Origin of the sequence: Pseudomonas sp. 3JA (assembly GCF_036961705.1) — a bacterium.
In the GTDB taxonomy this organism is placed as follows: domain Bacteria; phylum Pseudomonadota; class Gammaproteobacteria; order Pseudomonadales; family Pseudomonadaceae; genus Aquipseudomonas; species Aquipseudomonas fluorescens_Q.
In genome coordinates this window covers 26,123-49,078 of record NZ_JBAMDJ010000044.1, presented here as the reverse complement: position 1 = coordinate 49,078, position 22,956 = coordinate 26,123, and the positions used below count along the sequence as shown (strand labels likewise).

Here is a 22,956-nt window from a genome sequence, read left to right as displayed (position 1 = left end):
AGGCGTGCAGCACCGGCCCGGATTTGAGCGCCGAAAAATACACGATCGAAGCCAGCGCCACGCACCAGGCCCCCAGCGTGGAAGCCAGGGCCGGCGGGTGCATGCGCTGGAAGTAGTCCTTCAAGCGCACCAGGCCGATCGCCCCGATCAAGGCGAACAGGCTGCTGAGCACCAGCAGGATCGCCACCGGGATTTCCACCCACATCGACAATTCGCCGGTCATTCGATCACCTCGCCACGCAACAGGAACTTGGCCAGGGCAAACGAGCCGACAAAGCCGAACAGGGCGATCAGCAGGGCCGCCTCGAAATAGGTGTCACTGGCATATCGGATGCCCAGCACCAGCATCATCAGCATCGCCACGATGTACAGATAGTCCAGGGCCAGTACCCGGTCCTGGGCCGACGGGCCCTTGAACAGCCGCAGCAGGGTCAACACCATCGCCAGGGAGAACAGGAACAGGCTCAACAGGATCGCATTGGACAGCAAGGGGCTCATTGGAAAATCTCCATCAACGGGCGCTCGTAGGTGGCCTTGAAATGCGCGATGAATGACGCCTCGTCCTCCAGGTCGAACACATGCATCAACAGGATGCTGCGGTCCAGGGCCAGTTCCGACCAGACCGTCCCCGGAATCACCGTGGTGATCATCGACAGCGCGGCCAGTCCATTGGCGTCGTGCAGGTCCAACGGCACCTTGATGAACCGCGAGCGAGGCGGGCGGCGCCCGGCGTTCAGCACACCCCAGGCCACCGCCACGTTGGACACCAGCACATCACGGCCCACCAGCAGGAACAAGCGCAACACCACCCACGGCCGGCGGATACGGATGGGCCGTGGGCGCAACGGGCGCATCATCAACGGGGCCAGGAAGCCCAGCGCAGCGCCGAGCAGCAGATGGCCGGCGCTGACGGACACGTTCAACACCAGCCACAGCAACCACAACGCCAGGGACAACCACGGGGCGGGAAACAGGCGCTTCATGGCTGCACCTCCTGCAACGCGGCGCGGGTCTCTGGGTTGGGCACGGCGCGGGTGGCGAGTACCGACATCACGTAATGTTCCGGGGTGTTCAGCGCATCGGCAGCGGATTGGGTGTAGCGCAGCAACGGCTCGGCCTTGAAAGTCAGGGCGATGCCCAGGCCCAGCAGCACGATGATTGGCAGGCATTCGAACGGCCGCAGCAATGGCGAGGGTCGCTCCTGCGGCGTCCAGAAGCGCTGGATGCCCAGGCGCGAGAAGGCGATCAACGAGGCCAGCCCCGACAGGATCAATAACACCAACAAGCCCCAGGCCTGGTTCGACAGCAATGCCCCGGCGCTGGCGCCGAGCCCCTGGGGATTGAGCAGGGCGCTGAGCAGGCTCAGCTTGCCGATGAACCCCGACAACGGCGGCATGCCGATAATCAACAGCGCACAGAAGATAAAGCTCAAGCCAAGGAAGGCCATGGTCCAGGGAATTACTTGCCCGACCACGGCTTTCTGCTCGTCATCGAGGTTGATGCCCTTGGGCGGTTCCAGCGATTCCATCGGCCGTGGCAAGGTGTCCAGGTCATCGTCCAGGGCCTGTTCATTGGCCGAGCGCGAACGCTCGATCAGCTCGGCCAGCAAGAACAGCGCGCAGAGTGCCAGGGTCGAACTCACCAGGTAAAACAGCGCTGCGCCCACCAGGTTGGGTTGGGCGAAGCCGATGGCCGACAACAGGATCCCGGCCGAGACCAGGATGCTCAGGCTCGCCATGCGCTCCAGGCGTTGGGCCGCGAGAATGGCGATGGCGGCGCAGACGATGGTCGCCATGCCGCCGTAGACCAGCCAGTCGGCACCGTAATACGCCGAGGCGCCGGCTTGGCCGGAGAACAGCAACGTCCACAGGCGCAGGATCGTGTAGACGCCGACCTTGGTCATGATCGCAAACAGTGCCGCCACCGGTGCGCTGGCGGCGCTGTAGGCCGGCACCAGCCAGAAGTTCAGCGGCCACATGCCGGCCTTGGCCAGGAACGCCACTGCAAGGATGCCTGCCCCGGCGTGCAGCAAGCCGCGGTCGGCTTCCGGCACCAGGGGTACCTTCAGGGCCAGGTCGGCCATGTTCAAGGTGCCGGTGACGCCATAGATCAATGCCGCGCCGATCAGGAACAGCGACGAGGCCAACAGATTGATGGAAATGTAATGCAGCCCCGACGACACCCGCGCCCGGCCCGAGCCGTGCAGCATCAAGCCGTAGGAGGCCGCCAGCAATACCTCGAAGAACACGAACAAGTTGAACAGGTCCGCTGTCAGGAAGGCGCCGTAGAGACCCATCAACTGGATCTGGAACAACGCGTGGAAGCTCGCACCGGCGCCGTGCCAGCGGGCCGTGGCGAAGAGCAGGGCGCAGACGCCGATGATGCCGGTCAGCACCAGCATCAGCGCCGACAGCCGATCGACCACCAGCACAATGCCAAACGGTGCCTGCCAGTTGCCCGGCAGGTACACGCCAATGGACGCGGGCAGGGCCTGGTCCTGGGTCCAGTACAACAACAGCACGGCGATGCCCAGGCCCAGCAGACTGGAAAGCAGGTTGATCCGCGCCTTGAGCGGGCGGTGTTTCTCGCCCAGCATCAGCATCAACGCGGCGGTCAGCAGCGGTAGCAGGATGGGCGCGGCGATCAGATGAGGCGTCAACATCATTCCTTGGGCTCCCGGCCGTCCACATGGTCGGTGCCGGTCAGGCCCCGGGAGGCCAGCAGCACCACCAGGAACAGCGCGGTCATGGCGAAGCTGATCACGATGGCGGTCAGCACCAGTGCCTGGGGCAGTGGGTCGGTGTAGTGCAGCAGGTCCTGGGGTACGCCATCCTTGATGATCGGCTCCTTGCCGATGAACAGGCTGCCCATGCTGAAGATGAACAGGTTGACGCCGTAGGACAGCAGGCACAGGCCCATGACCACCTGGAAGGTCCGTGGCCGCAAGATCAACCAGACCCCGGAGGCGGCCAGTACGCCGATTGCGATTGCGATGACTTCTTCCATCAGGCGGTGGCTCCTTTGACGGGGGCGACGGGTTTGGCTTGCAGGCCCGGCTTATGGGCTCGCACCGACTGGTGCGCCAGGGCGGTGAGGATCAACAGGGTGGAACCGACCACCACGGCGTACACGCCGATGTCGAAAAACAGCGCGCTGGCCACATGGAGATCACCCAGCAGCGGTAATTTGAAATGCCAGGTGTGGGTGGTCAGGAACGGATACCCCACGGCCATCGCTCCCAGGCCGGTGGCGGTGGCGAACAACAGCCCGGTGCCCATCCAGCGCAGCGGCCGCAGGCTCATTTGCGCCTCGACCCACTGGGTACCGGCGACCATGTACTGCAGGATGAACGCCACCGACATCACCAGCCCGGCGACGAAGCCACCGCCCGGTTGGTTGTGGCCGCGCATGAACAGGTAGAACGACACCACCAGGGCGATCGGTAGCAGCAGGCGCACCAGCACCGACGGTACCATCATGAAGCCCAATGCGGTGTCGCTGGCATGGCGCGGGTTGACCAGGTCGGTGACCACGTCCGGCGCCAGCAGACGCTGTTGCGCCGGTAGCTGCATGCTTTCCTTCGGTGGGCGGAAACGCCGCAGCAGGGCGAACACCGCCAGGGCCACCGCCACCAGCACGGTGATTTCCCCCAGGGTGTCGAAGCCGCGGAAGTCCACCAGCATCACGTTCACCACATTGCTGCCACCGCCTTCGGGCAGGGCGCGACTGAGGTAGAACGAAGAAATGTCGTTGGGCGTCTGCCGCGTCAGCATCGCATAGGACAACAGCGCCATTCCGCCGCCGACGGCGCTGGACAGCAGCAAGTCCCGCAGGCGCCGGATGCGCGCGCGTCGCTCGCTGTTGGGCAGCGGCGAGACGTCCTCGATCCGCCGTGGCAGCCAGCGCAGGCCCAGCAGGATCAGCACGGTGGTCACCACTTCCACCACCAGTTGCGTCAAGGCCAGGTCGGGGGCGGAGAACCAGACGAAGGTCACGCAGGTCATCAGGCCGCAGACGCTGACCATGGTCAGGGCCGCGAGCCGGTGATACTTGGCCTGCCAGGCCGCGCCCAGGGCACAGGCGATGGCCAGCAACCACAGGCTGACGAAGACGATGGAACCGGGGATCTTCGGCCGGTCGCCCCAGACCAGCGTGCTGTGCAGCATCGGGATCAACCCGGCGAGCACCGCAGCCAGCACCAGCCAGAACAATTGGGCCTGCAGGCGACGGGTGCTGATCAGCCGTTCCAGGCGCCGCCCCTGGCGCATCATCAACACCAGGCAACGCTCGAACAGTCGCTTGCCACTGAGCCGGCCAATGAACGGCGGGTGCTTGATGTGGCCTTGCCGGAACTGATTGCGCAGCAGCAGGTACAGGACGATGCCGCCGGACATGGCCACCAGGCTCATGATCATCGGTGCGTTCAGGCCGTGCCAGATCGCCAGGCTGTATTCAGGCAGCGTGCCGCCCACCACCGGCAACGCGGCTGCCGCGAGCAACGAGCCCACCACTTGGGCCGGAAAGATCCCCACCACCAGGCAGGTGAACACCAGCAATTCCACTGGGGCGCGCATCCAGCGCGGTGGTTCGTGGGGGGTATGGGGCAGGTCGGTGGCGGCGGGGCCGAAGAACACATCCACGGTGAACCGCAAGGAGTAGGCGACGCTGAAGGTCCCGGCGATGGTGGCGATGATCGGCAGCGCCAGTTCGACCCAGGCCGTGGCAGAAATGAACACGGTCTCGGCGAAGAACATTTCCTTGGACAGGAAACCATTGAGCAGCGGTACCCCGGCCATCGCTGCGCTGGCGACCATGGCCAGGGTCGCGGTGAACGGAATCAGCCGCACGAGGCCACTGAGTTTGCGGATATCCCGGGTGCCGCTTTCGTGGTCGATGATCCCGGCGGCCATGAACAGCGAGGCCTTGAACGTGGCGTGGTTGAGGATATGAAACACCGCCGCCACGGCCGCCAGCGGACTGTTCAGGCCCAGCAGCAGGGTGATCAGCCCGAGGTGGCTGATGGTGGAATAGGCCAGCAGGCCCTTGAGGTCGTTCTGGAACATCGCGCAGTAGGCGCCTAGCAGCAATGTACAGGCGCCTGCGCCGCCGACGATGTAGAACCACTCTTCGCTACCCGACAGCGACGGCCACAGCCGCGCCAGCAGGAACACCCCGGCCTTGACCATGGTCGCCGAGTGCAGGTACGCCGACACCGGCGTCGGAGCAGCCATGGCGTGAGGGAGCCAGAAGTGGAAAGGGAATTGCGCGCTTTTGCTCAGGGCGCCGATCAGGATCAGCGGCAACAGGATGGGGTAGAGGCCATGGGCACGGATCAGGTCGCCGGCGGCCAGGACCTTGTCCAGCTCATAGCTGCCCACCACATGGCCAAGCAGCATCACCCCGGCCAACAGGCAAAGCCCGCCGGCACCGGTCACCATCAACGCCATATAGGCACCGCGCCGAGCGTCGGCGCGGTGGTGCCAGTAGCCGATCAACAGGAAGGAGAACAGGCTGGTCAGTTCCCAGAAGAACACCATCTGGATCAGGTTGCCGGAGATCACCAGCCCGAGCATGGCGCCCATGAACGCTAGGAAGAAGGCGAAGAAGCGCGGCACCGGATCGTCCGGCGACATGTAATAGCGGGCATACAGCGACACCAGCGTGCCGATGCCCAGCACCAGCAACGAAAACAGCCAGGCGAACCCGTCCAGGCGCAGCACGAAGTCCAGGCCCAGGCTGGGCAACCAGGTGTAGTGCTCACGGATCACACCGCCGTCGGCGATCTGCGGGTACAGCAAGGCCACCTGAACCGTGCCGGCCAGGGCGACGAGGCCGGCCAGCAGTGATTCGGCGTTACGGGCGTTATGCGGCAGCAGCGCCGCGACACAGCTGCCGATGAAGGGCAAAAGCAATAGAACTATCAGTGACATAGGCTTCTATTCGGCGGGAGGTTGTGAGGGATCATACGTGGCGTATTCCCGATCACCAACCGCGAGGGTGTCGCAGAATCCTACAAGGTAGGCAGTGTTTTCCGACTTTGCAGGGTCTCAGGTGAGCATGCACGCACCGTCAATGTCGGGATGGCCGCTGTCGAAGATAGTGATTTTTTTCGCCAGGCAATGGATTGCTGGCCGGCCTCAACCTTCCTGTTCAAGCCCTTCATCGACTGGGATGGTGTCTTTGTTGCGGGTCTTCAACTCACTGACAATCACCGCCGCGACGATCAGCGCCGCGCCGAACAAGGCAATCGCCGGCAACCGTTCGCCCGCCAGGCGCCCGGCAATGCCGGCCCACACCGGCTCGCCAGCATAGATAAGCGTGGCGCGGGTGGGCGAGACACTTTTCTGCGCCCAGTTCATCGCCACCTGAATGGCTGCACTGGCGGCCCCCAGGCCAACGGCGCTGACCAGCAGCAGCCAGGAGAACGCCGGGATCGCTTCCTGGGTCGGCACCACCATCAGAAACGCCAGCACCGCGGTGCTTGCCAGTTGCACCACGGTCACCCGGCGCACATCGACCTGGCCGGCATAGGCGCTGATCAGGATGATTTCGGCGGCAATCGCGATGGCGCTGATCAACGTGGCGATTTCACCGGGGCTGAAGTTCAGCGAGGCTCCGGCCGGGCCCGACACCAGCATCAACCCGGTAAACGCCAGCATGATGCCGATGCTCGGCATCAAGCCCGGTCGACGGCCCAACACCAGCCATTGCAGCAAGGGCACGAATGGCACGTAAAGCGCGGTGATGAACGCCGATTGGCTGCTGGGGATGGTTTGCAGGCCGACGGTCTGCAGGCCGTAGCCGAGCATGATCGCCACGCCGATAAAGCAGCCGGCCTTGAGTTCGAAGAGGGTCAGGTCCCGCAGATGCCGCCAGGAAAACAGCGCGACAAACACGGCCGCGGCGGCAAAGCGCAGGCCAACGAAAAACATCGGCCCGCTGACCGTCATGGCGTGCTGCACCAGCAGGAAGGTCCCACCCCAGATCATGGTGATCAGCACCAGCACGCATTCGGCCTTGCTGAACCTTGAGAAACGGGAGGAAGCTTGAGGGGAATTCACCGATGCCATGACCTTGCGCGCCACTTGAGGCGGACGCACAATGCGCCCGAAGTTGGGCAGTATAATGCGCAGCCCTACCATGTGAGCAATATAGTGCACAAAGAATCCGGCCAGCGGGCTTCCGTCCTGCAACACGTCAGCCAGAACATCCGTCGTCTGCGCCATGCCGCGCAGCTCAGCCAGACCGCGCTGGCGGAATTGTCCGGGGTCAGCCGGCGCATGCTGGTGGCCATCGAGGCCGGGGAAAAGAACGTCAGCCTGACCACCCTGGACCGGGTGGCCGAAGCCCTCGACGTGGCCTTCAGCGACTTGATCCAGGCCCCCGATGCCCGCGACCCGAGCCGCATCAACGAGCTGGCCTGGGCCGGCACGATTCCTGGCAGCAAAGCCGTATTGCTGGCAAAAGCCACCGCCAGCCGCGAAGTCGAACTCTGGGAATGGCGCCTGGAGCCCGGCGAGCATTACCATTGCGAACCCGACGCCGACGGTTGGAGCGAGCAGCTTTATGTCTTCGAGGGCTGCCTGACGCTGCTGTTGGGCAGTGAGGAACGCCGGATTGGTGCCGGGGAGTTTTTCATGTTCGCCAGCAACCAGCCCCATGCCTATCGCAACGATGGGCCGGTGGCGGCGAGATTCGTACGCAATGTGGTGATTTGATTCCTGGAGAGCGGCATGGACACAGCGTTGGATCGACAGACGAGCAGCCTCACCCGCGAAGCCGATATCCTGATCATCGGCGGTGGCCTGAGCGGTGCCATGCTGGCCGCGCAGCTGCTGCGCCTGCCGGGCCGGCGTGAGGTGCTGATTGTCGAGCCGCGCAGCGAACTGGGCCGGGGCGAGGCCTACAGTGCCGTGGAGCTGGGGCACACCTTGAACGGCAACGCCGCGCGCATGAGCGTCGACCCGGACAACGCCGACGACCTGACCCAATGGCTTACCGCATTCATCGAAGCCGGCGGCTGGCCCGAGTCGGATCAGCAGCATGTACCGGTCAGCGAGTTGTTCCCGCCCCGGGGGATGTTTGGCCTCTATGTGCAACAACGGCTGGCCGAGGCTCGCGAGTTGGGCGCACGAAACGATTCGACTGCCGAGCACGTGCGTGGGGAGGCCGTGGACCTGCGGGTTGTCGACGATGCCGTCATGCTGACGCTGGATGACGGCCAGGTCTTGCGCGGCCGTTTCGCGGTGCTGGCCACCGGCATGTTCCCGGCGGCACGCACCCCGCAAACCGAATCCAGCGGCTTGAATGCCGCGGCCCTGGACCCTTGGGATGTGGCGGCGATGCGCCTGCTTGATCCGCAGTCCACGGTGCTGATCATCGGCTCGGGGCTGACCATGGTCGATGCCGTGGTGTCCCTGGAGCAGGCCGGGCACCGTGGCCCGATCGAAGTGTTCTCCCGTCATGGTTTGTTGCCTCATGTGCGCCGCCAGCCACCCGCCTGGGTGGATTTCCTCGCCGACGATCACAGCCTGCGATCGCCACGTCAGTTGATGCGGGCCCTGCGCGAGCAATGCCGCCGGGCCCAGGCCGAGGGCATTGATTGGCAGGCGCCGCTGGACACGGTGCGCGCCCACATCGGGCGTTTGTGGAACCAGGCCAGCGATGTGCAACGCCGGCAGTTCGTCCGGCATGTACGGCCCTGGTGGGAGAGCCACCACCACCGTTCGCCGCCGTTGAGCGCCGAGCTGGTGGCGCGTCTGCACGGGGACGGGCGGTTGCGGATCCACGCGGCATCGTTCAAGGGGCTGGCGGCGTCCGCCGAGGGCACGGTGGGTATCCGCATCCGCCGTCGGGGTGAGGCTGAGCTGACCGTGGTGCAGGGCGCGGCGCTGATCAACTCCAGCGGTATTGAATATGACTGGCGCCGGGTGGCGCGACCGTTGCCGCAGCAGTTGCTGGCTCGCGGTCTGATCCAGCCGGGGCCGCTGGCCCTGGGCATTGCCGCCCGGCCTGACGGTGCGGTGCTGGACGCCCAAGGGGCCCCCGCCCAACGGCTGTTCGCCATGGGGCCGCCGTTGCGGGGGATGTGGTGGGAAAGCACCGCCGTGACCGACGTGGCGAGCCAGGCCAAGGCGCTGGCGGCGCGGTTGGTTGAGTTGCAAACCCAAAATTGAAGTTGGACACCCGTGGCGAGGGAGCTTGCTCCCGCTGGGCTACGAAGTAGCCCCAAAACCATTCACCCGGGTGTGTCAGGGTGATCGCATTCAGCCTTCAGTCTCTTTGGGGTTGCTGCGCAACCCAGCGGGAGCAAGCTCCCTCGCCACAGGGTTAACCATGTCCCCGGACCAAACAGGGGGTACTGAAGTGAGGGGTTATAGCTCGCTGACCTTCACCCAACGCTGCTCCCGCGCCGCCACCCGAATCGCCGCCGCCAGCCGCTCCACTTCCCAGGCCTCTTCGAAGTCCGTGCCGCTGCCGCCTTCGCCTGCAAGCGTCATGACCAGTTCCTGCACCTCCAGGGTCTTCAATTCGTTGTACCCCAACTGGTGCCCGGCGGCCGGGCTGAACGCGGCGTAGCCCGGCAAATCCGGGCCGGCCAGCAGGCGCTGGAAACCTGGCTGGCCGACGCGACACAAGCGCAGTTCATTCAGCCGTTCCTGATCGAACGCCAGGGTGCCGAGGGTGCCGCTGATCTCGAAGCTCAGGTGGTTTTTGTAGCCGTGCTTGAGCCAACTGCTGCTCACCGTGCCCCGGGCGCCATTGGCGAAACGCAGCAACGCGTGGACCTGGTCGTCCACCGCGATGGCACGTTGTTCGGCATTGCCCGCGCTGGCAGGGCGTTGGCTGTGCACGGTCTGGCTGTCGGCGCACACCGCTTCGACATCGCCCAACAAGTACCGGGCCATGGCCAGCAAGTGGCTGCCCAGGTCCGCCAGTGCGCCGCCGGCGTGGGCCGCTTCGCAGCGCCATGACCACGGCGAGGCGGGGTTGGCCATGAAGTCTTCGCTGAATTCGCCCTGGAAACTGATGATCTGTCCCAGTTCGCCGCGCTGGATCATGTCCCGCGCCCGTTGAATGATCGGGTTGTGCTGGTAGTTGTAGCCGACCCGCGTCACCACCCCGGCCGCCTTGGCCGCCTGGCGCATCTGCTCGGCCTGCTCCAGGGACACCGCCAGGGGCTTTTCACAATAGACCGGCTTGCCCGCCGCCAACGCCGCCATGGCCATCGGGAAGTGCAGGTGGTTGGGTGTGGTGATGGCGATCAGGTTGACCTTGGGGTCGTCAACCAGTTGTTGCCAGTCGCTGTGGGCCGTCTCGAACCCCCAGCTCTGGGCGCACTGCCGGGCACGCTGAGGATCGGCGTCGGCCAGGGCCGCCAGTGTCAGGTTCAGGGGGAGGTCGAACACCGCCTTGGCATTGTGGAACGCCAAGGCATGGGCACGGCCCATGAAGCCGGTGCCAATCAGACCGATGCCGAGTTCACGCATGAGGAAGAGCCCTTTGAATTGTTATTTTCAGAAGGGCTATTTATGGAATAAATATTCGCTAATTGCAAATGTTGGAATAAATATTCATTTGTTCGTCGTCACTGCAATGCCATGTAGGAGCGAGCAAGCCCGCTCCCACAAAGGTTTCCATCCTCAGGACAGGAACCCACCGTCCACATTCAACGCCACACCCGTGGTGTAGCTCGATGCATCGCTGGCCAGGTACAGCACAGCGCCGGCCATTTCGCTCGGGTCGGCCACGCGCTTGAGGGGGATCTGCGCCAGGGCGGTTTTCAGGATGGCGTCGTTCTTGACCAGGGCCGAGGCGAACTTGGTGTCGGTCAGGCCCGGCAGAAGGGCGTTGCAGCGGATGCCGAATTGCGCGCACTCCTTGGCGAAGACTTTGGTCATGTTGATCACCGCAGCCTTGGTCACCGAGTAGATGCCCTGGAAGATCCCCGGCGAGATGCCGTTGATCGACGCCACGTTGATGATGCTGCCGCCGCCGTTCTCGCGCATCAGCTTGCCGGCTTCCACCGACATGAAGAAGTAGCCGCGGATGTTCACGTCCACGGTTTTCTGGAACGCACCCAGGTCGGTGTCCAGGACGTTGCAGAATTGCGGGTTGGTGGCGGCGTTGTTGACCAGGATGTCCAGGCGTCCGAACTGTTCGCGGATGCCCGCGAATACCTGGCTGATCTGCTCCATTTCACCGATGTGGCAGGCGATGGCGGTGGCCTTGCCGCCGGCGGCGATGATGGCGTCGGCCACGTGTTGGCAACCATCGAGCTTGCGGCTGGAAACGATTACATGCGCGCCTTGCTGGGCCAGCAGTTTGGCGATGGCTTCGCCGATGCCGCGGCTGGCGCCGGAAACGAAAGCGATTTTACCGTCGAGGTCGAACAACTGGGTCTTGGACATGCTGTTTCCTTGTTATAGGTGCGCTCAGAGCGTGGATTTGCTGATGACCTGCAGGCTCATCTGCTCCAGCAGCTTGTTCATCTGAACGAACTGCGCGAAGCGTTTGTCCTGGGTCTGGCCGTGGAAGAAGCGGTAGTAGATCTGCTGGACGATGCCGGCCAGGCGGAACAGGCCGTAGGTGTAATAGAAGTCGAAGTTGTCGATGCGGATCCCGGCGCGCTCGGCGTAGTAATCGACGAACTCGCGGCGGGTCAGCATGCCAGGGGCGTGGCTGGGCTGGCGGCGCATCAGTTGCACCGGCGCTGGGTCGTCGGCCTCGATCCAGTAGGCGAGGCTGTTGCCCAGGTCCATCAACGGATCGCCAAGGGTGGTCAGTTCCCAGTCCAGCACGCCGATGATCTGCATCGGGTTCTCGGGGTCGAGGATCACGTTGTCAAAGCGATAGTCGTTGTGGACGATGCTTGAAGTGGGGTGGTCGGCCGGCATCTTGTCGTTGAGCCAGGCCTTGACCGCTTCCCACTTCGGCGCATCGGGCGTCAGGGCTTTTTCGTAGCGGTCGCTCCAGCCGCGGATCTGTCGGGCCACGTAGCCTTCGGGCTTGCCCAGGTCGGCCAGGCCGCAGGCGTTGTAGTCGACACGGTGCAGCTCGACGAGCCGGTCGATGAAGCTCTTGCACAGCGCTTCGGTGCGGGCGGCGTCGAAACCCAGTTCCGGCGGCAGGTCTGAGCGCAGGATGATGCCCTTGACCCGTTCCATTACATAGAACTCGGCGCCCATCACTGACTCGTCGGTGCAGTGCACGTAGGCCTTCGGGCAATAGGGGAATGCCTCGCGCAGCTGATTGAGGATGCGGAACTCGCGGCCCATGTCGTGGGCGGACTTGGCCTTGTGGCCGAACGGCGGACGGCGCAGGACGAATTCCTGCTCGGGGTATTCCAGCAGGTAGGTCAGGTTCGACGCGCCACCGGGAAACTGGCTGATCCGGGGCACGCCAGTCAGGCCGGGAATGTGGGCCTTGAGGTACGGGTCGATCAGGTTGGCATCGAGTTCTTCACCGTCGCGCACGCGGGTGGACTGATCAGTAAACGCCATGCTTATCCCTTCTGCTTATTTTGGAGGCCATCGATCATTGGCTAATCTAATGGCGCGCGGGAGGCGTCACAAGCACGCCAGGGTCTTATAGGTTAGCGTGTTGCAGGATAATCAGTGGGCTTGATGCATTGCGGCGTGCGCGTCGAGGATGGGCGAGCTAAGGTTCTGGAATCTGTCGCTTTCAATGGAGCAACCGCGATGGGATGCCCGCAAGTCTGTGGCACCGCGACCTTGCAATGCAGCTTCGGCGCTGCCCCGGCGGTGCTCAATGTGCTGCCGGTCAATCGCCTGCTGACCGGCGGGATGCCGGCGGCGAACATCATGGACCACATCCCGCTGGTGAACATCACCACGTTTGGCATGTGCATGAGCCTGGCGAACCCGACCGTGGCCGCCGCCACCGCGGCGGCACTCGGCGTGCTGACGCCCATGCCCTGCATCCCGGCCACCGCGGCGCCATGGATCCCCGGCGGCGCCCCGACCCTGTTGCTGGGCAACATGCCGGCCATCGATGCTAACAGCACCTTGATGTGTACCTGGGCCGGGGTGATCAAGATCGTGGTGCCAGGGCAGGTGCAGATGTTGATTCCCTGAGTAACACCAAGATCCCTGTGGGAGGCTATGTAGGTTACTTAAGACCGTAGATGCCCCCGTGGCGAGGGAGCTTGCTCCCGCTGGACTGCGCAGCAGGCCCATTTTTGTGAGTGCTTTGCACTCAAGCGGGAGCACGCTCCCTCGCCACAGTGAATTAAACAAACCTTAGGTGAACAGCATTCCCTGTGGGAGCGAGGCGGCTGCAGGAACCAGTCCCCAGTTTATGCCTGCGCCGGATCATTCCAGCGCCTGAACCACCAGCGCACCCGGGAGATTGGCTTGCCTTCGGCGTCCAGCGGCCGGCCGTCTTCGGCGTAGGCCTGGGCTGGTTCCAGCAGTTGGCCATTGAGGTAGCGCGCTTCGACCGCCGGGTTGCCGTTGGGGTGCAGGCGGCGATAGCGGCCGTCGCGCACGCCGTCGCGATAGACCTCGGCTTCGGCCAGTTGTCCGTCGGGAAAGTAGTTGTTCGCCTCGCCGTGCAGCAACCCACGGCGATACGTGGCCTGGCGTTGCAACCCGCCTTCGGCCGCGTAGAAGCTCGCCACACCTTGCAGTTTGCCTTTCACGAACGGCAGTACCGCCGAGACCTTGCCATTGGGGTGATACAGGGTGCTGGTGCCTTGCAGTTCACCTTGGCTGTAGTTGAGTTTTGCTTGCGGGCGTTGGGCTTCTTCGATCTGCAGCGGGCCGTCGAGTTGGCCGTCGACCAGTTGCCCGCTCAGTTGGCTGTCGCCACGTTCCACGTCGAGTCTCTTCGAGGCCATCGGTAGGTTCCTGTCAGTTGACCTTCACCAGGCCGCCCTTGATGGTCAGCATGCCGCCGCCGTCCACGGTCTGTTCGGCCGCCGCCTTGTTCACCAGGCTGATGCCGGCGTCATTGGTCAGGGTGGTGCCGGCTTTGTTTTCCAGCGAGGTACCGGCCTGGTTGCTCAGGGCTGTGCCGGCTTTCTGGCTGATGGACGTGCTGGCCTGGGCGGCCAGGTCGGCGCCGCTCTTGATCGCGAAGCTGCCGCCGCTTTGCAGGGTCAGGGTGCCGCTGACCTTGATGGTCAGGTTGCCGTCCACCGTCAGGCTGTAATTGCCAGTGACCTTGTGCTCGTAGTTGCCGCCGGTGCTGTGGGTCTGGTCCGAGCCCACGGTGACAGTGCGGGTGTCCTTCACATCGAGGCTGTCGCTGCCGGTCTGGATGGTCACGCTGCGCTTGCCTTTCTCCAGGGTCACGGTTTCGTCGCCATCCTTTACCGTACGGGTGCGGGCGTTCTGCACCGTGAGGGTTTCGTCGTGACCGACGGTGGCGGTGGTGTCGTTGAGCACGTTGATGTTGAAGTCTTTCTGGGCCTGGAGAAACACCTCTTCGGCGTCCTTCTTGTCTTCGAAACGCAACTCGTTGAAACCGCCGCCGCCCTTGGACGATTGGGTCTTGATCCCGGACTGGGTCTGGTTCGCCGGCAGCGCGTAGGGCAGGGCATTGTCGCCGTTGTAGACGCAGCCGGTGACCAAGGGACGGTCCGGGTCGCCGTCGATGAAGGTCACGATGACTTCCTGGCCGATGCGCGGCACGAACTGCATGCCAAAGCCTTTGCCGCTCCACGGCAAGACCACGCGGACCCAGCACGATGACGTCTCGTCGTTCTTGCCGATGCGGTCCCAGGGGAACTGCAATTTGATCCGGCCATATTCATCGGTCCAGATTTCTTCGCCGGCCTTGCCCACCACCAGCGCTGTCTGGGTGTGCATGCGGGGTTTTGGCGTCAGGCGGGGCGGTCGATAGACCGTGGCCTTGGGGATCGCTTCGAAGCGGTTGCGATAGCTGTCGTGGCTGGCTTCGTGGCTGACCGAGGTCACGACCCAATCGATATTCAGTGTCGTGTCTTCATGGCCGGCGAGGGTGAACCAGTATCCCGGCACCAGCCAGCGGCAATCGCTTTCGCCGACAAAACGTTGCTCCTGGCTGCGCAGGCCGTCCACCCGCTGTTTGGTCAACGCGTCGCCCTGGGCCTTGGCGGTGTAGCCGCCCGGGTGTTCGTACACCGAACTTGGCCCGGCCACGGCTTCGGCCTGGCTGTAGAGCGATGTCGTTGGGGTGGTGAATTCATAGTCGGTCGCCTGGTAAACCCCGGCCACCGCTTGCAGGCACACTTGCCCGGAGCGGATGCCGTGCAGTTCCCGCTCGCCGATTCGCTGCCCGAGGTAGTTCACCGTCGGCCCGTTGGGAATCGGTGCGAAGGCGTCGTTGCTGTCGGCCAGGACCAGCGTGTGGGTGCCTTCCTCGTGGGTGAAAAACCAGAAGATCCCATCTTCTTCCAACAGGCGCGAGACGAAGGCCAGGTCGGTTTCGCCGTACTGCACGCAGTATTCGCGCGGGGTGTAGCTGCCGGTGAGCTTGAGCTGGAAGTCGGTGAAACCATGGGCCTTGAAAATCGTGGTGACGATGTCCGAGGTGGCAAGGTTCTGGAACACGCGGTTGTTGCTGGCCAGGCTCAGCCACCAAAGCCAGGGCCGGAGCAGGAGTTGATAGCGTTCGGCGGTGGCGTCGGCCGGCAGTTGGCGGATTTCGGCCACCAACCAATCCAGCGGGCGCAGCAAGGCATCCTTGTGCAGCGTGGTGGTCACATGGCTGGCGACGGCTGTCGTGAGGTCCAGCGAGGCGCCGTCGTTGACGCCGTTTAGCATGTGCGAACCCAGGGCGTTGAGGCGTTCTTCGCCGGACAGCGATTCAGGGTACAGCGCCGACAGCGAGGTGGCGGTGAGGAAGAGGGTGGTGTTGCTGTCGGTGGAGCGGGGCATTCAGGGCCTCGAAGCATACGAATTCGTGAGTCGGATTGAATGAAGACTGACAGTCATTCAACTGTAATGCTTAGTGATGAAGTTATACGGCGCACTCAGCTCCTTGGTTCGACTGATAGGAAGCCCATGGGGGTAGGTATCGATGTTGCAGAGATAAGCGATGAAAGAACCCTCCGCGTCGTAAATCCAGGAGTCGCCGCGATTTAAAGTCATTTCCAGTAAATTACGGTTTTTTTGTGTGACAGCAATGATCACAACCCAGCGATGGTCGGCATTGAAACCGTGTAGCTTGTGAACATCGCGGGTGATCGCCTCTTGAAGGTTTTTACCGGCAAAATTTCCAGTGACGCCTTCCACTTTGATCTCCACTGCATAGGAGCTGCCGTCGAGCTCGAAATAAAAATCCACCTGCTCTGGATAGTAGGGCGCCGGGTAATAGATCTCTCTGAGTTTGGCTTCAGTTACGTAGGCTCGTTTCAAGTGATGGGCAATCTCGACCTGCGCAGCGGTTTCCCAGTGCGCATGCGATGTCCAGCCTTTGGTGAATTGATCGGGTGCACCCGAAAAGTCGTCTGGGTGAACGCCGGCCGCCTGTAGTACAACGTTGAGAAACTCCTTTTCAGTCATGGCGATTATCTCCATTCAGTTGGAAATGATTATGCAAGTCGGGGGGGGCAATTCACTCCAACACCCACTCCGCCAACTTGCCCGTCACCTGCGTCATCAACACATTCTCGACATCCCTTGCTCCAGCCGCACTGCACTTGGCGAGAACAGCCTTGACGATCCCCGCATCGAATTCGAACTGCTTGCCCGTCGCAGCCTTGTAGCGCCCGCGCAATTTCTCCAGTTTCGCCAGCACAATCCCCTCCAGCGTCGCTTCATCCAGCGGTCGGTATGCCACCACGGTCATGCGCGCCAAAAACGCCGGGCGGAACGCTTGCAGCAGCACGTTGTGCAAGGCTTCGTTGAAGGCGTCGCTGCCCAGTTGCGCGGTAGGCGTATCCAGCAACAGCTCAGCGCCGACGTTGCTGGTGGCGAGCATCACGGTGTTCTTGAAGTCCACCACCAGGCCGGTGCCGTCTTCCATCAGGCCTTTGTCGAAGACGTTGTAGAAGGCTTCGAGCACATCCGGGTGGGCCTTTTCGATTTCATCCAGCAGCACCACGGAATAGGGTTTGCGCCGCACCGCTTCGGTGAGCACGCCGCCGCTGCCGTAGCCGACGTAGCCGGGTGGGGCGCCTTTGAGTTGGCTGACGGTGTGGGCTTCCTGGTACTCCGAGAGGTTGATGCTGATCAGGTTGCGTTCACCGCCGTACAAAGCGTCGGCCAGGGCGTAGGCGGTTTCGGTCTTGCCCACGCCGGTGGGGCCCACCAGCAGGAACACCCCGACCGGTTTCTGTGGGTCGGTGAGGCCGGCGCGGTAGGCTTGCAGGCGTTGGGCAATGGTGTTCAGCGCTGTGCTCTGGCCCATGACTCGCTGGCCCATGCGCTGGCCGAGGGTGCGCACGGCGTGGGCTTCGTCGGCGAGCATCTTGCCCACCGGAATACCCGTCCAGCCGGCAATCACGGCGGCGACGGTCTTGCTGTCCACCTGTTCGGGCACCAGCGGATCGTCCTGGCGAATGGCATCGAGGCCGGCCTCCAGACGCAGCAGTTCGGCGGCCAAGTGGTCGATGCGGTTATCGATCTCGGTGTCGGCTTTTTCACTGTCGGCGCGTTCGCTCAGGGTAAGCAGTTCGCGTCGGGTGTCGAGCAGTTCGCGCACGGCTTCGCGCTCTTCGCCCCAGCGGGTTTCCAGCTCGCGGATGGCTTGCACGTTGCTGGTCGATTCGGCTTCGAGCAGGGTGATGCGCTCGCGATGATCCAGCCCGGTGGCCTGTTCCCGGCGCAGGCGTTCGACCTCGTCCTTGAGGCTATTCTGCCGATGGCGCAGGCTTTCCAGCGGCGGCGGCACGTCGTGCTGGCCGAGGGCGACCCGGGCGCAGGCGGTGTCGAGGACGCTGATGGCTTTGTCCGGCAACTGTCGCCCGGAGATGTAGCGGTGGGACAGCTTCACCGCCTCGTGGATGGCCGCGTCCAGCACCTGCACGCCGTGGTGCTGTTCCAGTTTGCTCGCGACGCCGCGGAGCATTTCCACAGCGGTAAGTTCGTCCGGTTCTTCGACCTGCACCAGTTGGAAGCGGCGGGCCAGGGCCGGGTCTTTCTCGAAATATTTTTTGTACTCCAGCCAGGTTGTGGCGGCCAAGGTGCGCAGTTCGCCCCGGGCCAGGGCCGGTTTGAGCAGGTTGGCCGCGTCGCTGCCGCCTTCCGCACCGCCGGCGCCGATCAGCGTATGGGCTTCGTCGATAAACAGAATGATCGGCTTTTCGGCACTGCGTACCGCGTCGATCACGCCTTTGAGGCGCTGTTCGAATTCACCTTTGACGCCGGCACCGGCCTGCAACAGGCCCAGGTCAAGGACGCGCAGGGTGACTTCCTGCAACGACGGCGGCACATCCCCAGCGGCGATACGCAGGGCCAGGCCTTCCACCACCGCAGTCTTGCCGACGCCGGGTGCACCCACCAGGATCGGGTTGTTCTGCCGGCGCCGGAGCAGGATGTCGATGCACTGGCGGATCTCGCCGTCGCGACCGACGATGGGGTCGATGCGTCCGGCCCGGGCGTCGGCGGTCAAGTCCTGGGTGTACTGGTCCAGCACCGGGTCTTGTTTCTGGGGAGGCTCGCCGGGTTTGGCCGGGCGCACGCCACCGACATGTTCACGGGAGCTTTCGGTCCACTCCAAGAGATGGGCGCGCAGGGCGTCGCGGGGAATGCGCAGCAACGACGAGGCGCTGTTGAGCAGCAGGCTGCGGCGCTCATCACGGTCCAGCAGGGCCAGCAGCAACAGCCCGGAGCGGATGCTGTCCAGGCCCAGCACGCTGGCCTGGACCACGGCGTCTTCCAGCAGGCCGATGGTTTGCGCCGATAAGGCGGGTGTGCGGGTGCTGCCGGATTTGAACAGGTCCAGTGCCTTGTTGGTTTCCGTTGCCACCGCGTCACGCTCCAGACCGAAACGTGGCAGCAGGCAGGCAAAGTCACCGCCCTCGATGTCGAGCAGCTCCAACAGCAGGTGTTCGATTTCCACGTAGTGGTGGCTGCGCTGCATGCAACGTTGCGCGGCTCGTTCCAGGGCGCGGCGGTTGTCCGGGTTGAGGCGTCCGATCAGGCTGGCCAGTTCCATTCAGGCAATCTCCGGCTGACGAAGGCGGGTTTCGATCCGTTGCACGGCGAGGGTCGTCTGGTGTTGCAGGCCACCGTTCCAGTTCAGCCGTGGCGCTGCCTGGCGGTCCAGTTGCAGCGGGCCGGCGCCGCGGATCAGCAGCACCAGGGTGCAATCCAGGTCGGGGCCGAAGTACAGGGCGTAGAGGCTGGCGAGCAGCGGATGGGTTTCGCCGTTGGGCAGCAGTCCGCTGGCCTGGCCCGTGGTCAGCGGGCCGAGGGTCAGGCGCACGCCGGCATGTTCGTCCCAGACGTGGCTGCCGGCCACCGCGTTGCGGCCCAGGCACAGGTTGCGCCCGCCTGGTTGCAAGCGGCTGCGGCTGGCCGGCGGGATTTCACGCCAGCCACCTTCGTAGGCCGTCAGCTCCACGGGCAGCCCGAACTGTTCACGGACAATCGCCGCGAACCCGTCCAGGGAGCGCCGGCCATCGGCGTACAGCGCGGTGCAGGCCAGTACCGCTGAGTCGGGGGCGGCCTGGCGCTCCTGCAAGGCCTTGGGTAGCAGGCCGGTCAACGCCCGCAGTTGCGCGTGTACGGCGGACGATCCCGGGGCAGTGAAACCCAAGGCGATGCGATGTTTGCGCATCACCTTGTAAAGCAGGCTGAGCAGGCGATGCTGGAATAGGTCGAGGAATTCCGCGGGGGCATGATCCTTCGCCCGGGCTCGTTGTTGCAGCCATTCCTGGTAGGCGTAGGGCAACGGGCCGTCGGGGCCGCCGAGGCCGAAAATCGGCGTGGTCAGGGTTGGCGGCAGGCCGGGTTCCTGGCCCAGGCTTTCCACTTCGCTGGCGGCGAACAGCGGCGTCAAGGGCCCGCGCAGACGCAAGGCTTCGGCGTGCGGCGCGGTGCCGCTGCCCAGGGGCTCGGCCTGGGGATGTTCACGTTCGAGCAACAGCAAGGCCTGGAGCCATTCGAAGCGTTGCGGATCGCGCCGCAGGCGCTGGCTCAGGTTCAGAGCACCAGGGGTTTGCCGGCTTGGGGTTGCCATGTCTTCACCTCCTTGTCGGACTGGACCAGCACGGTGCGCACGAAGCGATTGGCGGTGGCGTAAAGGGAAAAGAATTGCGCCAGTACCCCGGAGAACAGCACGGCGCTGCTACCGACGAAGTGTTGCGGATCCAGTTGCAGGCGCACCTCCAGGCCGTTGCGCCAGCCGCGCCAGGCGTCTTCGCCGACATGGGCGATGACCCGGTCGCAACTCAGCCCCGATACCCCTTCGATCTGGCGATGGGCGCTGGCCTCGTCCCGCAGGTTGTGCAATTGGAGAATCTCGCTCAGTGCGTCCAATGCCTGGGGGCCTTCGACCAGCGACAAATGGTTGAGGGTCAATTGCGACACCAGCCGCCAGCGCGATTCGCCGTCCAGGCGCGGCAGGCTTTGCGGGCTGGGTGGGTTGCGCAGGCGCGCCCAGGCCACCGGCCCCGGGCGCTCGAAACCCAGCGGGGTACCGGCCGGCAGGCTCTGGGCCAGGTGGCGGTTGGTGCACAGTAGTTCGGCGGTGAGGCTGTAGTCGCGGGTTTCGGCCAGCGGGTCGAACTGGGTGTCCACCAGGCTGACCATCAAGTCGGTGCCCAATCGGTTCGGGCTCATGCCACTGACCCGTCGCGCATGCCAATAACAGGTTTGGTCGCTGCCATGCTGGCTTCCGTAATAGGCCGGCACTTTGCGCACGCCCTGGCTGGACATGGCGCGCATGCCACGGATGCTGTGGATCTCGACGCTGTTTTCCCGATGACTGTCGGCCACCAACCGGTACTCGCTGCGGGTGCCATCCGGGCGCAGCGGCTCGGAAGTCCTGGGAAACAGGTTGATCACCGGCGTGCAGCCCAGGGCGATGTCGCTGGCCTGGAGCGGCAGGCGGCTGGTGGGAGGGCGGTCGAAAACGATGTACAGGTACAACGACGGACTGTCGCTGGTGGCGCCGGCCAGTGGCAGATCGAAGAAGCCGAATTTATCCGGGAAGGCAAAGTACTCCGCCAGCAGGCGCATGCCGGGATGTACGCCGTCTTCATCCGGCAGCAAGACCTGGTCATTGGCGAAGCCGACGATCTGTGGCAAGCCTGTCAGCGACGCCGGCACGCTGCCCGGCGCACCGGCCAGGACCTCGATGGCGTGCGCGCCCAGCAGGTCGTACAGCCCGGCGTTGATGATCGGTGACGCCGCCAGGTGTACCCGCAGCGAGTCGATTCCCAGCGTCGACCACTGGCTTTCGCCCAGGCACCGCAGCTCCAGGCGCAAGGCCGAGCGTGCCCGGACCACGCCGGTCAGTGCCTGGGTTTCGTCGCTGCCCAGCAGCAATGCCTCGCTGATTTCAACCGGCCACAGGTGCACGGCGGCGGTGGTCCGAAAATGAATGCTCTGGCCTTTGTCCGTAGTGACGAACAACGGTGTGTCGCGGGGCAGCGGGTAGCCCTCGTTCAAGTTGCCTTTGCTGGGGTCGGGTTCGAACTGCACGATGGCGCACGACGGCAAGGGGCGCATGGCCAACGGGTAAAGCTGTTCGAGCAGGGCATCGCTGAATTCGGCGTAGTCGTCGTCCAGCCGGCGTTGCAAGCGGGCGGCCAACAGGGCGAAACCTTCCAGCAGGCGCTCGACATGCGGGTCGGGGCATTCGCCCGGAGACAACTCCAGGCGCCGGGCGACCTTGGGGTAGCGCTCGGCGAACAGGCTCCCGGCGTGCCGCAACCAGGTCAGTTCGCGTTGGTAATAGTCCAACAGTTGCGGGTCAATCGAGTCGCTCATGTCGTACCTCAAGGCCGTCGCCGGCGTGCTCGATGACAAAGGCCACGGGCCAGGCATGCTGGTCGCCGCGCAGCTCGCCCAGCAGCCGTATGCACAGTTGCTGCGGACGGCCCGGCACCGGGCAGACCTCGACCTCGCCCAGGCGCAGGCGAGGTTCGAAGCAGGTGATGGCCTGGCGGATTTCCCGGGTCAGTTGGCGGCGGTCATCGCTGCGCTGCTGTTGCAGCGCGGTCCAGTCGGCGATGCCGTAGTCCAGGATGCTCGGCGGTTCGGTCAGCGCCCGTGGGCCGCGTCGGGTATTGAACAGGCGCGACAGTTCGGCATGCACCGAGTCTTGCAACGCCTGGCGGTCGAACGCCCGCCCGGTATCGTCCGCCGGGCTGGCCAGGCGTTCGAACAGGGGCGGGCGCAGCCCGAAGCCAGCCATGGGCGTGGTTTCCCTACTTGGTCATTTTGTTGGCGGCCAGGTCCCAGGTCGTGCCCGCCGTGCCTTCCTTGGTGCCGTCGTCTTTCTGCGCGGTGAGCTCCCATTTGATCTTGGTGAAGTTCAGCGACAGGGTTTCCACCGGTTTGCCGCCGGTGCCGCCGCTGACACTGACGTTGGACAGCACGACGTTGGTCAGGGTGTAGACGATGAACGGCATGATCTGGCCGCTGCCTTCGGCGGCGTTGCGGCCGATGGTGATGACGGCCTGCGGGATCGGCTTGCCGGCGCAGCAATACTCGTTGAGCGAAGGGGTGGAGCTGTCGATGAATTTTGTCAGGGTGAATTCGCCGATATGGGGCCGACCGGAGGTGCGCTCCGAGTTGCTGACGTCGTTGGTGACCTGCATCGCCACGTTATGGCTGTAGGACATGACCTCGATCTTGTCCGTGAAACCCTCCAGCAGGCTGTCGCCCTTGATGTCGCCGCCGAGGTCGAGAATGATTGCATCCATTGTGTGGAACTCCTGAAGAAGACAAGTAGGTGGTACCCAATACCCCTAGAAACGAATGCCGAACCCCTGTGGCGAGGGAGCTTGCTCCCGCTGGGCTGCGCAGCAGCCCTAAAAAACAGGGCCGCTTCGCG

21 protein-coding genes are annotated in these 22,956 nt (G+C 64.1%); 3 read left to right on the top strand and 18 right to left on the bottom strand.

Annotation, left to right across the window (positions count from 1 at the left end; all coding sequences use genetic code 11):
- From V7773_RS25835 to V7773_RS25805, 7 genes are all read right to left on the bottom strand, one after another.
- Positions 1-223 (bottom strand): Na+/H+ antiporter subunit G (locus tag V7773_RS25835; RefSeq protein ID WP_336075979.1); only part of this gene is annotated, 223 nt, incomplete at its 3' end.
- Positions 220-498 (bottom strand): K+/H+ antiporter subunit F, encoded by a 279-nt coding sequence (locus tag V7773_RS25830; protein ID WP_024780040.1) that lies wholly within the window; start codon positions 496-498, stop codon positions 220-222. The genes V7773_RS25835 and V7773_RS25830, both read right to left, overlap by 4 nt.
- Positions 495-983, bottom strand: coding sequence for a Na+/H+ antiporter subunit E (locus V7773_RS25825; RefSeq protein ID WP_063320694.1), 489 nt, complete (start codon positions 981-983; stop codon positions 495-497). Before V7773_RS25825 ends, V7773_RS25830 begins: the two co-directional genes overlap by 4 nt.
- Positions 980-2,665 carry a monovalent cation/H+ antiporter subunit D gene (locus V7773_RS25820; protein ID WP_336075978.1) on the bottom strand — a complete coding sequence of 562 codons (1,686 nt, stop codon included), beginning with the start codon at positions 2,663-2,665 and terminating at the stop codon, positions 980-982. Before V7773_RS25820 ends, V7773_RS25825 begins: the two co-directional genes overlap by 4 nt.
- A complete protein-coding gene (locus V7773_RS25815) occupies positions 2,662-3,006 on the bottom strand; it encodes a Na+/H+ antiporter subunit C (protein ID WP_007986256.1) in 345 nt (114 codons plus the stop codon). The genes V7773_RS25820 and V7773_RS25815 overlap by 4 nt, the downstream gene beginning before the upstream one ends.
- A complete protein-coding gene (locus V7773_RS25810) occupies positions 3,006-5,930 on the bottom strand; it encodes a monovalent cation/H+ antiporter subunit A (RefSeq protein WP_063320696.1) in 2,925 nt (974 codons plus the stop codon). The genes V7773_RS25815 and V7773_RS25810 overlap by 1 nt, the downstream gene beginning before the upstream one ends.
- A gap of 207 nt (positions 5,931-6,137) precedes the next feature.
- A complete protein-coding gene (locus V7773_RS25805; protein ID WP_336075981.1) occupies positions 6,138-7,142 on the bottom strand; it encodes a DMT family transporter in 1,005 nt (334 codons plus the stop codon).
- 12 nt (positions 7,143-7,154) lie between these two features.
- Between V7773_RS25805 and V7773_RS25800 the strand changes: the two genes are divergently transcribed.
- Both V7773_RS25800 and V7773_RS25795 read left to right on the top strand, forming a co-directional pair.
- Complete coding sequence (locus V7773_RS25800; RefSeq protein ID WP_072341866.1) at positions 7,155-7,718, top strand: helix-turn-helix domain-containing protein; 564 nt, start codon at positions 7,155-7,157, stop codon at positions 7,716-7,718.
- 15 nt (positions 7,719-7,733) lie between these two features.
- Entirely contained in the window at positions 7,734-9,176 is a 1,443-nt protein-coding gene (locus V7773_RS25795) for an FAD/NAD(P)-binding protein (protein WP_336075977.1), read from the top strand.
- A gap of 198 nt (positions 9,177-9,374) precedes the next feature.
- Here the strand turns inward: V7773_RS25795 and V7773_RS25790 are convergent, their stop codons facing one another.
- The 3 genes from V7773_RS25790 to V7773_RS25780 all read right to left on the bottom strand — a co-directional run bounded on the left by V7773_RS25790 (position 9,375) and on the right by V7773_RS25780 (position 12,503).
- Positions 9,375-10,490: a Gfo/Idh/MocA family protein gene (locus V7773_RS25790; RefSeq protein ID WP_336075976.1), complete on the bottom strand. Its 1,116-nt coding sequence runs from the start codon at positions 10,488-10,490 to the stop codon at positions 9,375-9,377.
- Positions 10,491-10,643: 153 nt separating this feature from the next.
- The gene (locus tag V7773_RS25785; protein WP_003180553.1) at positions 10,644-11,411 is read right to left on the bottom strand and encodes an SDR family oxidoreductase; all 768 of its coding nucleotides are present in this window, start codon (positions 11,409-11,411) and stop codon (positions 10,644-10,646) included.
- A gap of 24 nt (positions 11,412-11,435) precedes the next feature.
- On the bottom strand, positions 11,436-12,503 hold the full coding sequence (locus V7773_RS25780) for a phosphotransferase family protein (protein WP_336075975.1): 1,068 nt from the start codon (positions 12,501-12,503) through the stop codon (positions 11,436-11,438).
- Between the two features lie 198 nt (positions 12,504-12,701).
- Between V7773_RS25780 and V7773_RS25775 the strand changes: the two genes are divergently transcribed.
- Positions 12,702-13,097 (top strand): DUF4280 domain-containing protein, encoded by a 396-nt coding sequence (locus V7773_RS25775; protein ID WP_003202818.1) that lies wholly within the window; start codon positions 12,702-12,704, stop codon positions 13,095-13,097.
- Between the two features lie 221 nt (positions 13,098-13,318).
- Here V7773_RS25775 and V7773_RS25770 read toward each other — a convergent pair whose 3' ends face one another.
- The 8 genes from V7773_RS25770 to V7773_RS25735 are packed head-to-tail and all read right to left on the bottom strand — an operon-like array spanning position 13,319 to position 22,825.
- Positions 13,319-13,861, bottom strand: a complete 543-nt coding sequence (locus tag V7773_RS25770) for a toxin-antitoxin system YwqK family antitoxin (protein ID WP_092145989.1) — start codon at positions 13,859-13,861, stop codon at positions 13,319-13,321.
- Between the two features lie 13 nt (positions 13,862-13,874).
- Positions 13,875-15,884, bottom strand: a complete 2,010-nt coding sequence (gene tssI, locus V7773_RS25765; RefSeq protein ID WP_336075974.1) for a type VI secretion system Vgr family protein — start codon at positions 15,882-15,884, stop codon at positions 13,875-13,877.
- A gap of 57 nt (positions 15,885-15,941) precedes the next feature.
- Positions 15,942-16,511, bottom strand: coding sequence for a hypothetical protein (locus tag V7773_RS25760; RefSeq protein ID WP_336075973.1), 570 nt, complete (start codon positions 16,509-16,511; stop codon positions 15,942-15,944).
- A gap of 52 nt (positions 16,512-16,563) precedes the next feature.
- Entirely contained in the window at positions 16,564-19,107 is a 2,544-nt protein-coding gene (gene tssH / locus V7773_RS25755) for a type VI secretion system ATPase TssH (protein ID WP_336075972.1), read from the bottom strand.
- Positions 19,108-20,133: a type VI secretion system baseplate subunit TssG gene (gene tssG, locus V7773_RS25750; RefSeq protein WP_336075971.1), complete on the bottom strand. Its 1,026-nt coding sequence runs from the start codon at positions 20,131-20,133 to the stop codon at positions 19,108-19,110.
- Complete coding sequence (tssF, locus tag V7773_RS25745) at positions 20,097-21,887, bottom strand: type VI secretion system baseplate subunit TssF (protein ID WP_063320708.1); 1,791 nt, start codon at positions 21,885-21,887, stop codon at positions 20,097-20,099. The genes tssG and tssF overlap by 37 nt, the downstream gene beginning before the upstream one ends.
- On the bottom strand, positions 21,871-22,314 hold the full coding sequence (gene tssE, locus V7773_RS25740) for a type VI secretion system baseplate subunit TssE (RefSeq protein ID WP_063320709.1): 444 nt from the start codon (positions 22,312-22,314) through the stop codon (positions 21,871-21,873). The genes tssF and tssE overlap by 17 nt, the downstream gene beginning before the upstream one ends.
- A gap of 13 nt (positions 22,315-22,327) precedes the next feature.
- Positions 22,328-22,825: an Hcp family type VI secretion system effector gene (locus tag V7773_RS25735; protein ID WP_014337905.1), complete on the bottom strand. Its 498-nt coding sequence runs from the start codon at positions 22,823-22,825 to the stop codon at positions 22,328-22,330.
- Between the last annotated feature and the right edge of the window lie 131 nt (positions 22,826-22,956).